9 protein-coding genes are annotated in these 12,988 nt (G+C 65.8%); 4 read left to right on the top strand and 5 right to left on the bottom strand.

What is annotated here, in order from left to right:
• Positions 1–135 precede the first annotated feature (135 nt).
• The 5 genes from ACFO0A_RS05145 to ACFO0A_RS05125 form a co-directional block, all read right to left on the bottom strand.
• On the bottom strand, positions 136–804 hold the full coding sequence (locus ACFO0A_RS05145) for a helix-turn-helix domain-containing protein (protein WP_379537892.1): 669 nt from the start codon (positions 802–804) through the stop codon (positions 136–138).
• Positions 805–892: 88 nt separating this feature from the next.
• Positions 893–2,326, bottom strand: a complete 1,434-nt coding sequence (locus ACFO0A_RS05140; RefSeq protein ID WP_379537891.1) for a glutamate synthase subunit beta — start codon at positions 2,324–2,326, stop codon at positions 893–895.
• Between the two features lie 15 nt (positions 2,327–2,341).
• Complete coding sequence (gene gltB / locus ACFO0A_RS05135) at positions 2,342–6,982, bottom strand: glutamate synthase large subunit (protein ID WP_379537890.1); 4,641 nt, start codon at positions 6,980–6,982, stop codon at positions 2,342–2,344.
• A gap of 168 nt (positions 6,983–7,150) precedes the next feature.
• The gene (locus tag ACFO0A_RS05130) at positions 7,151–8,218 is read right to left on the bottom strand and encodes a hypothetical protein (RefSeq protein ID WP_379537889.1); all 1,068 of its coding nucleotides are present in this window, start codon (positions 8,216–8,218) and stop codon (positions 7,151–7,153) included.
• 92 nt (positions 8,219–8,310) lie between these two features.
• Positions 8,311–9,546 carry a TIGR04063 family PEP-CTERM/XrtA system glycosyltransferase gene (locus tag ACFO0A_RS05125; protein ID WP_379537888.1) on the bottom strand — a complete coding sequence of 412 codons (1,236 nt, stop codon included), beginning with the start codon at positions 9,544–9,546 and terminating at the stop codon, positions 8,311–8,313.
• Between the two features lie 110 nt (positions 9,547–9,656).
• On the opposite strand from ACFO0A_RS05125, the gene ACFO0A_RS05120 reads away from it, so the two are divergent.
• From ACFO0A_RS05120 to ACFO0A_RS05105, 4 genes are all read left to right on the top strand, one after another.
• Positions 9,657–9,827: a hypothetical protein gene (locus ACFO0A_RS05120; RefSeq protein ID WP_379537887.1), complete on the top strand. Its 171-nt coding sequence runs from the start codon at positions 9,657–9,659 to the stop codon at positions 9,825–9,827.
• Positions 9,824–11,191, top strand: a complete 1,368-nt coding sequence (locus ACFO0A_RS05115) for a putative O-glycosylation ligase, exosortase A system-associated (RefSeq protein WP_379537886.1) — start codon at positions 9,824–9,826, stop codon at positions 11,189–11,191. The genes ACFO0A_RS05120 and ACFO0A_RS05115 overlap by 4 nt, the downstream gene beginning before the upstream one ends.
• A 95-nt stretch (positions 11,192–11,286) precedes the next feature.
• Positions 11,287–11,739, top strand: coding sequence for a MaoC family dehydratase (locus ACFO0A_RS05110; RefSeq protein WP_379537885.1), 453 nt, complete (start codon positions 11,287–11,289; stop codon positions 11,737–11,739).
• 49 nt (positions 11,740–11,788) lie between these two features.
• Entirely contained in the window at positions 11,789–12,964 is a 1,176-nt protein-coding gene (locus ACFO0A_RS05105) for an acetyl-CoA C-acyltransferase (RefSeq protein WP_379537884.1), read from the top strand.
• Positions 12,965–12,988: the final 24 nt, after the last annotated feature.

Raw genomic sequence — 12,988 nt, 5'->3', positions numbered from 1 at the left:
TGACACTAACCGATGCAGAATCACTTCAACGACTTAGGAGGATATTTACCATAAATTTCATTGTGGGAAAGACAGTTATCTCAATGGGTCTTGCGTACTTGGAATATTGTCCATGATTTCGCGGGTGTTCCACCCTCAGAGATCGATCATGATCCTGACGCGATCCGGGCTTGTACCGATCGAGCTTGCGATCCTCTCGCGGGCGCGGGCGACGAGTTCAGGCAGCTCGTAAACGCCCTCGCCGCCGAGAAGAAGTTCCGCCTCGCCGATGCCGAGCACCTCTGCCAGTGCCGCGATCCGCGAGTTGACCGGATGGGCCCGCCCGTGTTCCCACGCCCAGACGGTCGGCTTGCTGACCCCCACTGCGTCGGCAATGGCGGCCAGCGTGAGGCCTCGCGCCTTGCGCAGGCGGAGCAGGCGCGTGGCGAAGTCCTCGCCTGCCACTCCGGCCGGCTCGGTCGGAATTTCGAGTCGCGGCAAGGCAACGCTGCGAAGCTCGGCGGCGCTGAGCGCGCCAGTCGAAACCGGCACTTCGAACTGGCAGCCATAGAGCGCGCCACTGGCCCAGATGACCCGGGCCGGGTTCGAGCCGCCGTGCGGCAGATCGAGCTCGATCGTCTCGCCCACTTCAAGCTCGGCGGTCGTCTCCAGAAGCAGTCCGGTCGACGAGATATTGTGGATTGCCACGTCGGCCACGTCGCCCGTGGCACGGGCGCCCCGCGTCTCCAGTCGCAGCTTGCGCCGCGCCGCGCGTTTCGATCCAGCGTCCTGCGAAGTGTTATCCAGATGAGCGGCAAGTGCCACGAGTGCGTCTCCCTGAAGGAAGACCACGTCGCGCCAAATGCGTTAAGACCGGGTTAGCATCCCGGATAACGCTCGGCAGGACGCACTTTTAGCGCGGTAGTTCACTTGACCCCATCAACGCCTCGTCGACGGCCCGCGCGCATTGCCGGCCTTCGCGGATCGCCCAGACGACAAGGCTCTGCCCGCGGCGCATGTCACCGCAGGAGTACACGTTGTCGCGGCTGGTGCGATAGTGGGCGACGTTGCCGGCCACGTTGCCGCGCGCGTCGAGCACGACACCCGCCTGTTCCAGCAAGCCCTGCTTGCGCGGACCGACGAAGCCCATGGCGAGGAGGATCAGGTCCGCCTTCAGCGTGAATTCGCTGCCTTCGATCTCGACCATCTGGCCGTCGCGCCATTCGACCCGAACGCATTCGAGCCCGGTGACGTCGTTGCCGCCGATCACGCGCTTGGTCAGCACTGCCCAGTCACGGTTGGCGCCTTCCTCGTGGCTGCTCGACGTGCGCAGTTTCATCGGCCAGTTGGGCCACGACAGTGCCTTGTCCTCCTTTTCGGGCGGACGGGGCATGATCTCGAGCTGGGTGACGCTGGCCGCGCCCTGACGGTTGGATGTGCCGACGCAGTCGGACCCGGTATCGCCGCCGCCGATCACGACCACGTGCTTGCCCGTCGCGATCAGCGTGCCGCGCGGCGCGGCGCGAAGCTCGTCGTCGCCGGCATTGCGCTTGTTCTGCTGAGTCAGGAATTCCATCGCCAGGCGCACGCCGGGAAGTTCGGCGCCCGGGATCTCGAGCGGGCGCGGTTCTTCCGCACCGCCGGCGAGCACGACCGCGTCGAAATTATCCTCGAGGCTGGCGAAGCTGATCGACACTCCGACCTCGACGCCGGTGCGGAACTGGACGCCTTCCGCCTCCATCTGCATCGCCCGGCGATTGATCAGGTGCTTTTCCATCTTGAAGTCGGGAATGCCGTAACGCAGCAGTCCGCCCACCCGATCGGCCTTTTCCAGCACCGTTACGCTATGACCCGCGCGCGCGAGCTGTTGCGCGCAAGCGAGCCCGGCAGGTCCCGAGCCGACAACCGCGACCGAACGGCCGGTCTTGCGCAGCGGCGGGCGCGGCTCGATCCAGCCTTCCTCCCAGCCCTTGTCGACGATGGCGCATTCGATCGACTTGATCGTGACCGGTGCGTCCACGATATTGAGAGTGCACGCGGCCTCGCACGGGGCGGGGCAAATCCGTCCCGTGAACTCGGGGAAGTTGTTGGTCGAATGAAGGTTGGTCAGCGCCTCGCGCCAGTCCCCCTCGTAGACCAAGTGATTCCAGTCCGGGATGATGTTGTTCACCGGGCAGCCGTTGTGACAATACGGAATGCCGCAGTTCATGCAGCGCGATGCCTGGCCCTTCAGGGTCGGCTCATCGTGCGGAACGGTGAACTCGCGATAATGCCTCAGGCGCTCCTCGACAGGGCGGTAAACGCGCTCGCGCCGCTCGACTTCGAGAAATCCGGTTTCCTTGCCCACTTTTCGACCCTGACCCTATTCCGCCGCGACGGTGGCGGCTTCACGCCGTTCCGCGTCCAGCTGTTGCAGCGCGCGCGCATAGTCGCGCGGCATGACCTTCACGAATGCCCCGAGCGCACGATCCCAATCGTCGAGCAAGGCGCGGGCGCGTTTGCTTCCGGTATGGAGATGATGACGTTCCACGAGGATGCGCAGGCGTTCCGCGTCGTGACGCAGCATGTCGCCCATCCCGAAGTCACTCACGGAGATTGGGCGCTGCTGCGGCCGACCCGCGCCATCGTCTTCGTCCCGCTCAGCCGATACCGGCGAAAGGTCGACCATTGCGGGATTGCACAAAGCCGCGAACCGCTGCCCGGGATCGTAGACATAGGCCACCCCGCCAGACATGCCCGCGGCGAAATTGCGGCCGGTGTTGCCCAGCACCACGACCACGCCGCCAGTCATGTACTCGCAGCCGTGATCCCCGCAGCCTTCGACGACCGCGACGGCGCCTGAATTGCGCACCGCGAATCGCTCGCCCGCAACCCCGTTGAAGAACGCCTCGCCTGCGATCGCGCCATAGAGCACGGTATTGCCGACGATGATGTTTTCCGGCGCTTCGCGACTCACATGGGCGGGCTGGCGGACGATCACCCGACCGCCCGAAAGCCCCTTGCCGACATAGTCGTTGGCATCGCCCGACAGGTCGAGGGTAACTCCGTACGCCAGGAATGCGCCGAAGCTCTGCCCCGCGACTCCGGTGAAGCGGACGGTGATCGTGTTGTCGGGCAGGCCGCGGTGGCCATAGCGCCGCGCCACCTCGCCGGACAGCATCGCGCCCGCGGTGCGGTTGACGTTGCGGATCACCTGCTCGATCCGCACCGCCTGCCCGTTGTCCAGCGCATCGGAAGCCGCGGCGATGAGCGTGCGGTCGAGCGCATGCTCGAGGCCGTGATCCTGCGTCTCGGTCCACGAGAGCGGGGTGCCCTCGGGCAATTCGACCTGGTGCAGCAGCCGCGAAAGATCGACCCCTTGCGCCTTCCAGTGCGACACCGCCTTGCGCGCATCGAGCCTGTCCGACCGCCCGACCATCTCGGCCACGGTGCGGAAGCCCATCTGGGCCATCAGCACGCGCAGTTCCTCGGCAACGAAGAACATGTAATTGACGACGTGCTCGGGCTGTCCGGTGAAGCGCGCGCGCAGAACCGGATCCTGCGTCGCCACACCCACGGGGCAGGTGTTGAGGTGGCACTTGCGCATCATGATGCAGCCCGCCGCAATCAGCGGCGCGGTGGCGAAGCCGAACTCGTCCGCTCCCAGCAGCGCGCCAATGGCAACGTCCCGCCCAGTGCGCAGACCCCCGTCGACCTGCACCGCGATGCGGCTGCGCAGCCCGTTGAGGAGGAGCGTCTGCTGGGTCTCGGCAAGGCCGATTTCCCAGGGCGAACCCGCGTGGGTAAGGCTCGTCAACGGCGAGGCGCCGGTCCCGCCCTCGTATCCCGATATCGTGACGTGGTCCGCGCGCGCCTTGGACACTCCAGCCGCGACCGTGCCGACGCCCACTTCGGACACCAGTTTGACCGAGATCCGCGCGCCGGGATTCACGTTCTTCAAATCGTGGATGAGCTGGGCCAGATCCTCGATCGAATAGATGTCATGGTGCGGCGGCGGCGAGATGAGGCCGACGCCGGGCGTCGAATGGCGCACCGCGGCAATCGCCTTGTCGACCTTGTGTCCCGGAAGCTGGCCGCCTTCGCCAGGCTTTGCGCCTTGGGCCATCTTGATCTGGATGTCGTCGGCGTTGACGAGGTATTGCGCGGTCACGCCAAAGCGGCCCGAGGCGACCTGCTTGATCGCCGAGCGCATCGAATCGCCGTTGGCCAGCGGAACGAAGCGATCGGCTTCCTCGCCGCCTTCGCCGGTGTTCGAACGACCGCCGATGCGGTTCATCGCCATCGCCAGCGTGGTGTGCGCCTCGCGGCTGATCGAGCCGAAGCTCATCGCCCCGGTTGCGAACCGCTTCACGATCTCGGACGCCGGCTCAACCTCGTCGAGCGGCACGGGCACGTCCGCCGGCTTGAGTTCGAGCAGCCCGCGGATCGTGAGCAGGCGTTCGGCCTGCTCGTTCAGCGAAGCGGCGAATTCGGCGTAGTTCTTCGGATCGTTGCCCCGCACGGCGTGCTGCAGGTTGGCAACGTTGGACGGCGTCCAGGCGTGGTCCTCGCCCCGGATGCGGTATTGGTAGATCCCGCCGACATCCAGCATCTTGCGATAGATCGGGTTGTCGCCGAACGCGAGGCTGTGACGGCGCACGGCCTCCTCTGCGATTTCCTCCAGCCCGACGCCCTCGATCGAGGTCGCGGTACCGGTGAAATACCGGTCGACGAACGCGCTCGACAGCCCGACCGCGTCGAAGATCTGCGCCCCGCAATAGGACTGATAGGTCGATATGCCCATCTTGGACATGACCTTCAGGATGCCCTTGCCCAGCGCCTTGATGTAGTTCTTGCGCACATCCGCGGGCTCGAGCGGCAAGCCCTTGTCCAGGCGGATCGCCTCCATCGTCTCGAGCGCGACATAGGGATTGATCGCCTCGGCCCCATAGCCGGCGAGCATGCAGAAATGGTGGACCTCGCGCGCCTCGCCCGTTTCGACGACGAGCCCGGTCTGCATCCGCAGTCCCTGGCGAACGAGATGATGGTGCACCGCGGAGGTCGCAAGGAGAGCGGGCATCGCAATCCGGTCGGGCCCCTGGGCGCGGTCGGACAGGATCAGGATGTTCTTGTCCGCAAGCACCGCTTCGGTCGCGGCCCAGCACATTTCCTTGATCGCCATCTCGAGACCCGCGGCGCCTTCCTCGGCGCTCCAGGTCATGTCGATCGTTTCGGTGCGGAACGCGCCGTCGAGCGCCGCTTCGACCGAGCGGATTTTGGCGACGTCGGCGTTCGTGAGGATCGGCTGGTCGACCTCGAGCCGCTTGTGGCTGCCCGCATCCATGCCCAGCAGGTTGGGGCGCGGTCCGATCATCGAGACGAGGCTCATCACCAGTTCCTCGCGGATCGGGTCGATCGGCGGATTGGTGACCTGCGCGAAGTTCTGCTTGAAGTAGTCGTAAAGCAGCCGCGGGCGCTTCGACAGCACCGCGATCGGCGTATCCGTACCCATCGAGCCGATCGGGTCCTCGCCCGCCAGCGCCATCGGTTCGAGGAACTTGGAGATGTCTTCCTGCGTGTAGCCAAACGCCTGCTGGCGATCGAGCAGGCTGGTCGCATCGACCGGGATGGCCGCGAGTTCAGGCTCGATCAGGTCGAGGTCCTTGAGGTTGTACTGCGCCGATTCCAGCCATTTCGCGTAAGGCTCGGCATCGGCGAGCTTGGCCTTGATCTCCTCGTCCTCGATGATCCGACCTTCTTCTAGGTCGATCAGCAGCATACGCCCCGGCTGGAGCCGCCACTTGCGGACGATGTCATCTTCCTTGAACGGCAGGACGCCGCTTTCCGAAGCCATCACCACGAGGTCGCCGTCGGTCACGCAGAACCGGGCGGGCCGCAGGCCATTGCGGTCAAGCGTCGCGCCGATCTGGCGTCCGTCGGTGAACGCGACGGCGGCAGGGCCGTCCCACGGCTCCATCAACGCGGCATGGTATTCGTAGAACGCGCGGCGGCCGGCATCCATCAGCGGATTGCCCGCCCATGCCTCGGGGATCAGCATCATCACCGCGTGAGCCAGGCTGTACCCGCCCGCCAGGAGCAGCTCGAGCGCGTTGTCGAGACAGGCCGTGTCCGACTGCCCATGCGGGATGATCGGCCACATCTTGTCGAGATCGGGTCCGAGAAGCTCGGATTCCATCGTGCGCCGGCGAGCGTTCATCCAGTTCACGTTGCCGCGGACGGTGTTGATCTCGCCGTTGTGGGCGATGAAGCGATAGGGGTGCGCAAGCTTCCACGAGGGGAAGGTGTTGGTCGAGAACCGCTGGTGAACCAGGCCCAACGCCGAGACGCAGTCGGGATCGCGCAAGTCGTCGTAGAAGCTGCCGACCTGGTTCGCCAGGAGCAGTCCCTTGTAGACGATGGTGCGCGAGGAAAAGCTCGGCAGGTAAAGCTCGGTCAGGCCCGGCAGGTCGTACTTGATTGCCAGGGCTGCGAGCGGATTCTGCGCCTGCTTGCGGATGGATAGCAGCTTGCGCTCGAACGCATCCTGATCGGGACAATTGGCGCCGCGGCCGACGAAAGCCTGACGGATCACCGGCATCTGGGCGATAACCGCCTTGCCCAGGCCATCGAGCGTGGTGGGCACATCGCGCCACCCGATCAGCCGCTGACCTTCCTTGGCAATGAACTTCTCTAAATTGCCCACCGCAAAGTCGCGCGCCGCCTCGTCCTGCGGGAGGAAGCACATCGCGACGGCGTAATCGCCCGGGGCCGGCAGGTCGTGGCCCTGCTCGTTCGCCCAGCGCCGAAACAGCGCGTCGGGAAGCTGGATCAGGATGCCCGCGCCGTCGCCCAGCAAGGGGTCGGCGCCGACCGCGCCGCGATGGTCGAGATTTTTAAGAATTTCCAGCGCCTGGTCGATGATCGCATGGCTCTTCGCGCCCTTGATATGAGCGACAAAGCCGACGCCACAGGCGTCGTGTTCGTTACGCGGATCGTACAGTCCCTGAGCTGGCGGGAAACTCATCGTCATCAAAAACCCTGTAGAAGGCCGCGGAACAATGGTTTCCACGGCAACTAATCACGACTCGGCCCGCCGCGAATGCAGCGAAAGTTTCGTGTCAGTCCCCCATGACGGCAGGATTATTATTTTGCAACTGCGAAGCCGCTCGGCGTCTCGCTTGTCGGACCCGGTTCAACGCGACCCGGAAAGCCTTTGCAGCGACGCGAGGGCGGAGCGGAGCGCCTCGTCGGCATCGGCAGGTGGGGAGGCGGCATCGTCGCCCAACGCGTGGAAGCCCGGCGCGGCCGCGATTCGCGACGGCTGCGCCGGCTGGCCGGGGAAGATCACCACTCCATCCTCGACCGGATCTTCGAAGTCGCCATCGAGCGCCGCGTCGATCCGGACGAATTCCGTGCGCAAGGTTGCAGGCGTCATGTCGAGCAGCGACGAGTAACCATCCTCGGGCAGATCCTCGTCATGTTCGCCATCGTGTTCGTGTTCGTCCACGGGGGCCGGACGCCCTTCGAGCACCGCACGCCAGCCCGGTTCGGCGCTGTCCTCGTCAGTGAAGTCATCCTCACCCAGCATGGCCTCGGCAGGGTCGATTGGCGGCAGTGCCAGCGCCTTGCGCCGCCCTGGGCGCGGCGAGACGGGCGCGGGCTCATATTCGGGTTCGCTCCACGCTTCGGAGGACCACGCGGCCTCGTCGGCAGATGCAGAGAGGCGCTCACGACGCGCGGCCATCGCCAGGGCCAAGCGCTCGAGCAGTTCGACATTTCCCAGTGTGTCGAGCGGCGCGGTCGCGATTGCAGGCAGCGGCGCAGCAGCCTTTGGCGCGGGCCGACAAGCCGGAGCGGCCCGAGGCGGGGTTACGGCCGCCGCAGCAGGACCAGGCTCCTCGATCGCAAGGGAAACGGCTTCGCGATCATCCTCGTCGCTCGTCCAGTTGGCTTTGCACTGATCCTCGATTGTTGCGTCGGCAATTGCGAGCGGCACATTTTCCGATTTGGTGCTGACGCGCGCCTCGGCGACGCGAGTTTGCGAACCATGCGCGATCAGGACCCCGGCAAGCGCCCCTGCGCTGGCGCAGAGGCCGGCGAAAAGTAGGCGCGCCGTGACGCCGAGCGGCGGTGCCGCTGCGGGGATCAAGCCGGCAATGCCTGTGACCCCGACAATCCGTTCGAGCACGGGGGGTGCCAGCGCAAGACTGCCGAGGCCCATCACCGCCGCGCACCAGGTCGCGAGGGCGACCCGGAACATCGGATGAGAGGAAATCGAGGCGCGCGGGCGACGAGCCGGTGGCGAGACGTGCTGCATGGTCGTTGCAATACCCCGGGTATGTGTCGCTTCGGTCAGGCCGCGGCTGCACTTGCCGCGATCGGCCCTCGCTCTAACAGGCGCTGGTAAACGGTCCGATAACGCTCGACATTTCCGGCCCAGTCGCGCTCACGCCTGACGAACTCGCTCGCCACGATGCGCCGCGCTGGCCATTCGTCCCGCCGCGACAGCAGTTGGTTCAGCGCGGCGGCCAAAGCAGCCGGGTCGTCCGGGGCGAAAAGCGTGCCGGTCATCCCCTCCACGATCAGTTCGCGATGGCCGCCGACCGCCGAGGCGGCGACCATCTTGCCCTGCGCCATCGCCTCGAGCGGTTTGAGCGGAGTGACTAGCTCGGTCAGGCGCATCGCCTTGCGCGGGTATGCGACGACATCGACCAGCGAATAATAGCGTTCCACCTCGGCGTGGGGGACGCGGCCGACAAAGCGTATGGCGGGCGCCGCACTGGAACGCTCGGCCGCGGCGCGCAAGGCATCGGCTTCCGGTCCCCCGCCGATCAGGAGCAGCCGGGCGCCGGGATGGGCTTCGACGATCGCAGGCATGGCGGCGATGAGATCGGCCAGCCCTTCATAGGGATAAAAGCTGCCGAGAAACCCGATAACCGGGCCCTCGCCAAGGTCGAGCTCGCGCGCGAGCGCCGCATCGCGAGGCAGGGGCGATCCGAACAGGTTCAGATCGACCGCGTTGGGCACGATGGTGATCTTGCCAGGCGCGACACCGCGAATCACCAGGTCATCGCGCAGACCTTTGCAGATCGTCACCACCGCGTCCGCCGCCGCGACGGCGCGGTTCTCGAGGCTCCGCGTCATCCGGTAGCGCAGGCTGCCCTCGCTACCTGTCCCGTTGCCGACCGCAGCGTCCTCCCAAAAGGCGCGAATTTCGTAGACCACGGGGATACCTAGCGCTGACCCGGCCCGCGACGCCGCGAGCCCATTCATCAGCGGTGAATGGGCATGGAAGACGTCGGGCCGCCAGTTTTCGCAAAGCCTTTCCAGCGCATCGGCCAAGGCGCCGATCTCGCGCATCTCGCGCAGACCGGCCACGCTGCCCAGCCGGCCGGGGGTGCGGTAGAAGGTCAATCCGTCGACGATCTCGGGGTTCGCCCCCGTCGCCGTTGTTCCCTGGCGAACTCCGGTGATGGCGCGCACGTCCATTCCGGCAGCAAGTTGCGCCGCCATGATCGCCCGGGTGCGAAATGCGTACCCGCTATGGAGCGGCAAGCCGTGATCGAGGACGTGAAGAACGCGCGTCATTGCCCGGCCTCGCTGCCAGACAAGGCTTAACGGGCCGTCAACACCCCACTGTTAGGAGGCACCCGAGGGCGCCGCCGCGCCCGGCAAGGGACGACCCGCGGCACCATCAGATGATCGACAATTTCGCCCTCGGCCTTACGCACTTCCTGCTGGCGGTGGCGGTCTGGCGACTGCTTGGCCGCGCCGACCTCGACCGGGAGCCAGATGCGGAGCCGGCCCCACCAAAGGGATTTTCCGCACGGCGCCCGCGCCGGACCGGCGCCGGGGCGCCGCACGCATGATCGACCTGCTGCTGACCGCCTTCGTCTTCGCCATGCTCGCGGCGGGGCTGCGAAAGCCGTTCGTGCTCGTGCTGACATATCTCTACATCGACATCCTGGCGCCGCAGAAAATCTCGTGGTTCCTGCTCCACAACATCCCGATCTCGCTGATCGCCTTCGTCCTCGCGTTCATCGGCTACCTCTATGTCGACGACAAGCGCGGCAGCCGCTTCACCTTGCGCCAGGGCCTGATCGCGCTGCTGCTGGTCTATTGCGGCATCACCACGCTGGGCGCGGACTTCCCGCAAGAGGCGCTGACCAAGTGGGATTGGGTGTGGAAGGCGCTGGTCTTCGCGATCTTCCTGCCCCTCACCCTGCGGACCCGGCTGCGGATCGAGGCGGCGACTCTGGTCATGGTGCTTTCGGCCGGAGCGATCGTCATCGGTGGATCGATCAAGACGCTCGTGTCCGGCGGCGGGTATGGCGAGCTGCATCTGTTCGTGAACGACAACAGCGGGCTATACGAAGGCAGCATTATTTCCTGCGTGGCCATCGCGATCATTCCGCTGGCGCTCTGGCTGGCGCGCTTCGGCACAATCTTTCCGCCTGACTGGAAGGTCAAAACATTCGCCTGGGCCCTTTCGTTCGCCAGCGTGCTGATCCCGGTGGGAACGGCGGCCCGGACGGGACTGCTGTGCTTGGGCGCGCTTGTCAGCATGGCGCTGCGCACCGCGCGGCGGCGCGTGCTGTACACGCTGCTGATTGCGGGCGTCGGGCTTGTCGCGGTGCCGTTCCTGCCCCCCTCGTTCACCACGCGGATGGAGACGATCGCAAACCACTCGGCCGATCAGTCGGCCTCCACGCGCCTCGCGGTCTGGGCCTGGACGCTCGACTACGCGAAGGAGCACCCGTTCGGCGGCGGGTTCGAGGCTTACCGCCAGAACCGGCTGTCGATCGACATGGTCGAGACTCAGGCTAGCGGCAACACCACCGCAACCGAGGTGGCGACCGTGACCGATCGCGGACGGGCATACCATTCCAGCTATTTCGAGATGCTCGGCGAACAGGGCTGGCCTGGCCTGGCGCTATGGCTGCTGCTTCACGGCCTGGGCGTCTGGCAGATGGAGGTCCTGCGCCGCCGTTTTCGCCGCGAGGTTCCGGAGGGACAGGAATGGATCGGCCCGCTGGCCCAGGCGTTGTTGCAGGCGCAGGTCGTCTATCTCGTCGGATCACTCTTCGTCGGCATCGCCTTCCAGCCATTCTGCTACATGGTCGTCGCGCTGCAATGCGCGCTGTGGAGCATGGCGCAGCGGCTGCGTCAGCCGCGCACGGTGGCCGTTCCCCTCGCCCGCCGCCGCCCTCGCGCCCCCGCCGTTCCGGCCTGAGCCAAGGCATCGCGCGAGGGGCCGAGCGCCCGTTGCGATTTGCCGGCGAAGCGTCCATGAGGCGCCCTCATTCCCAGAGAAGGAGAGGCGCTGCGATGGTAACCCCCAACGACCTGAAGGCACGGATCGGCGAAACGATCGGCACGTCCGAGTGGTTCGAGATCAGCCAGGACCGGATCAACAAGTTCGCCGAAGCCACGGGTGACTTCCAGTTCATTCACATCGACGAGGAAAAGGCCAAGCTGACCCCATTCGGTGGAACCATCGCCCACGGCTTCCTGACCCTGTCGCTCATCCCAGTTCTCACCGCCAAGTCCGACTGCCCGCGTCCCGAGGGGATCAAGATGGGCGTCAACTACGGCGGCAACAAGACGCGCTTCATCGCGCCCGTCCGCGCTGGCAAGCGCGTTCGCGCGCACTTCAAGCTGCTGGAAATGGACGAAAAGCGTCCCGGTCAGTGGCAGCAGACCATGGAAATCACGATCGAGATCGAGAACGAGCCCAAGCCCGCCCTGATGGCGGAATGGATCACCCAGTTCTTCATGTGAGGACCCGCCCTCCCCGGGAGATCACCACACTCCATCAAGGACCGTACAGATGCGCGACGCCGTAATCGTTTCCACCGCCCGCACGCCGATCGGCAAGGCCTATCGCGGCGCCTTCAATGCCACCAGCGGACCAACCCTGGGCCACTATTCGCTCAAGGCCGCAATCGAGCGCGCCGGTATCGTCGGCGGCGAGGTCGACGACGTGTTGTGGGGCTCGGCGCTCCAGCAGGGCACGCAAAGCACGAACCTGGCGCGTCAGGTCGCCTTGCGCAGCGGCCTGCCGGTCACCGTCTCCGGCATGACGATGGACCGCCAGTGCTCGTCTGGTCTGATGAGCATCGCGACCGCGGCGAAGCAGATCGTGATCGACCGGATGGACGTAGTCGCCGCCGGCGGACAGGAATCTATCAGCCTCGTGCAGACGCCGGAAATGCGCGTTGCCCCCGACCGTGAGCTGCTGGCGATGCAGAAGGACATCTATATGCCCATGCTGCAGACCGCCGAGGTCGTCGCCAAGCGCTATGGCATCAGCCGCGACGCGATGGACGAGTATGCGCTTCAATCGCAGCAGCGCACGGCCGCGGCTCAGGCAGCTGGCCGGTTCGACGACGAGATCGTGCCAGTCACGGTGACCATGAACGTGACAGACAAGGCGACGGGCGAGACCACGCAAAAGGAAATCACGGTCGCCAAGGACGAGGGCAACCGTGCCGACACCACGCTCGAGGGGCTGAAGGGCCTCAAGACCGTTCTGCCGGACGGCACGATCACGGCGGGCAATGCCAGCCAGCTTTCGGACGGATCCTCGGCATCGGTTCTCATGGAAGCGTCGGTCGCCGCGAAGAAGGGCCTCACCCCGCTCGGGCGCTATGTCGGCATGGCGGTTGCCGGGACCGAGCCTGACGAGATGGGCATCGGCCCTGTGTTCGCGATCCCCAAGCTGCTCGAACGCTTCGAGCTGAAAATGGACGACATCGGCCTGTGGGAACTGAACGAAGCCTTTGCCGTGCAGGTCATCTACTGCCGCGACAAGCTGGGCATCCCCGACGAACTGCTCAACGTCAACGGCGGCTCGATCTCGATCGGTCACCCGTATGGGATGACCGGCGCGCGCTGCACCGGGCACGCCCTGATTGAAGGGAAGCGGCGCGGCGCGAAGTACGTCGTCGTCACGATGTGCATCGGCGGCGGCATGGGCGCGGCGGGCCTGTTCGAGGTCCTCTAGACCCGCGCGGCTTGCGTCGCGCTT

This window comes from Novosphingobium tardum, from assembly GCF_042652045.1.
Lineage (GTDB): Bacteria > Pseudomonadota > Alphaproteobacteria > Sphingomonadales > Sphingomonadaceae > Novosphingobium > Novosphingobium tardum.
This window is presented reverse-complemented; position numbering and strand designations above follow the sequence as displayed.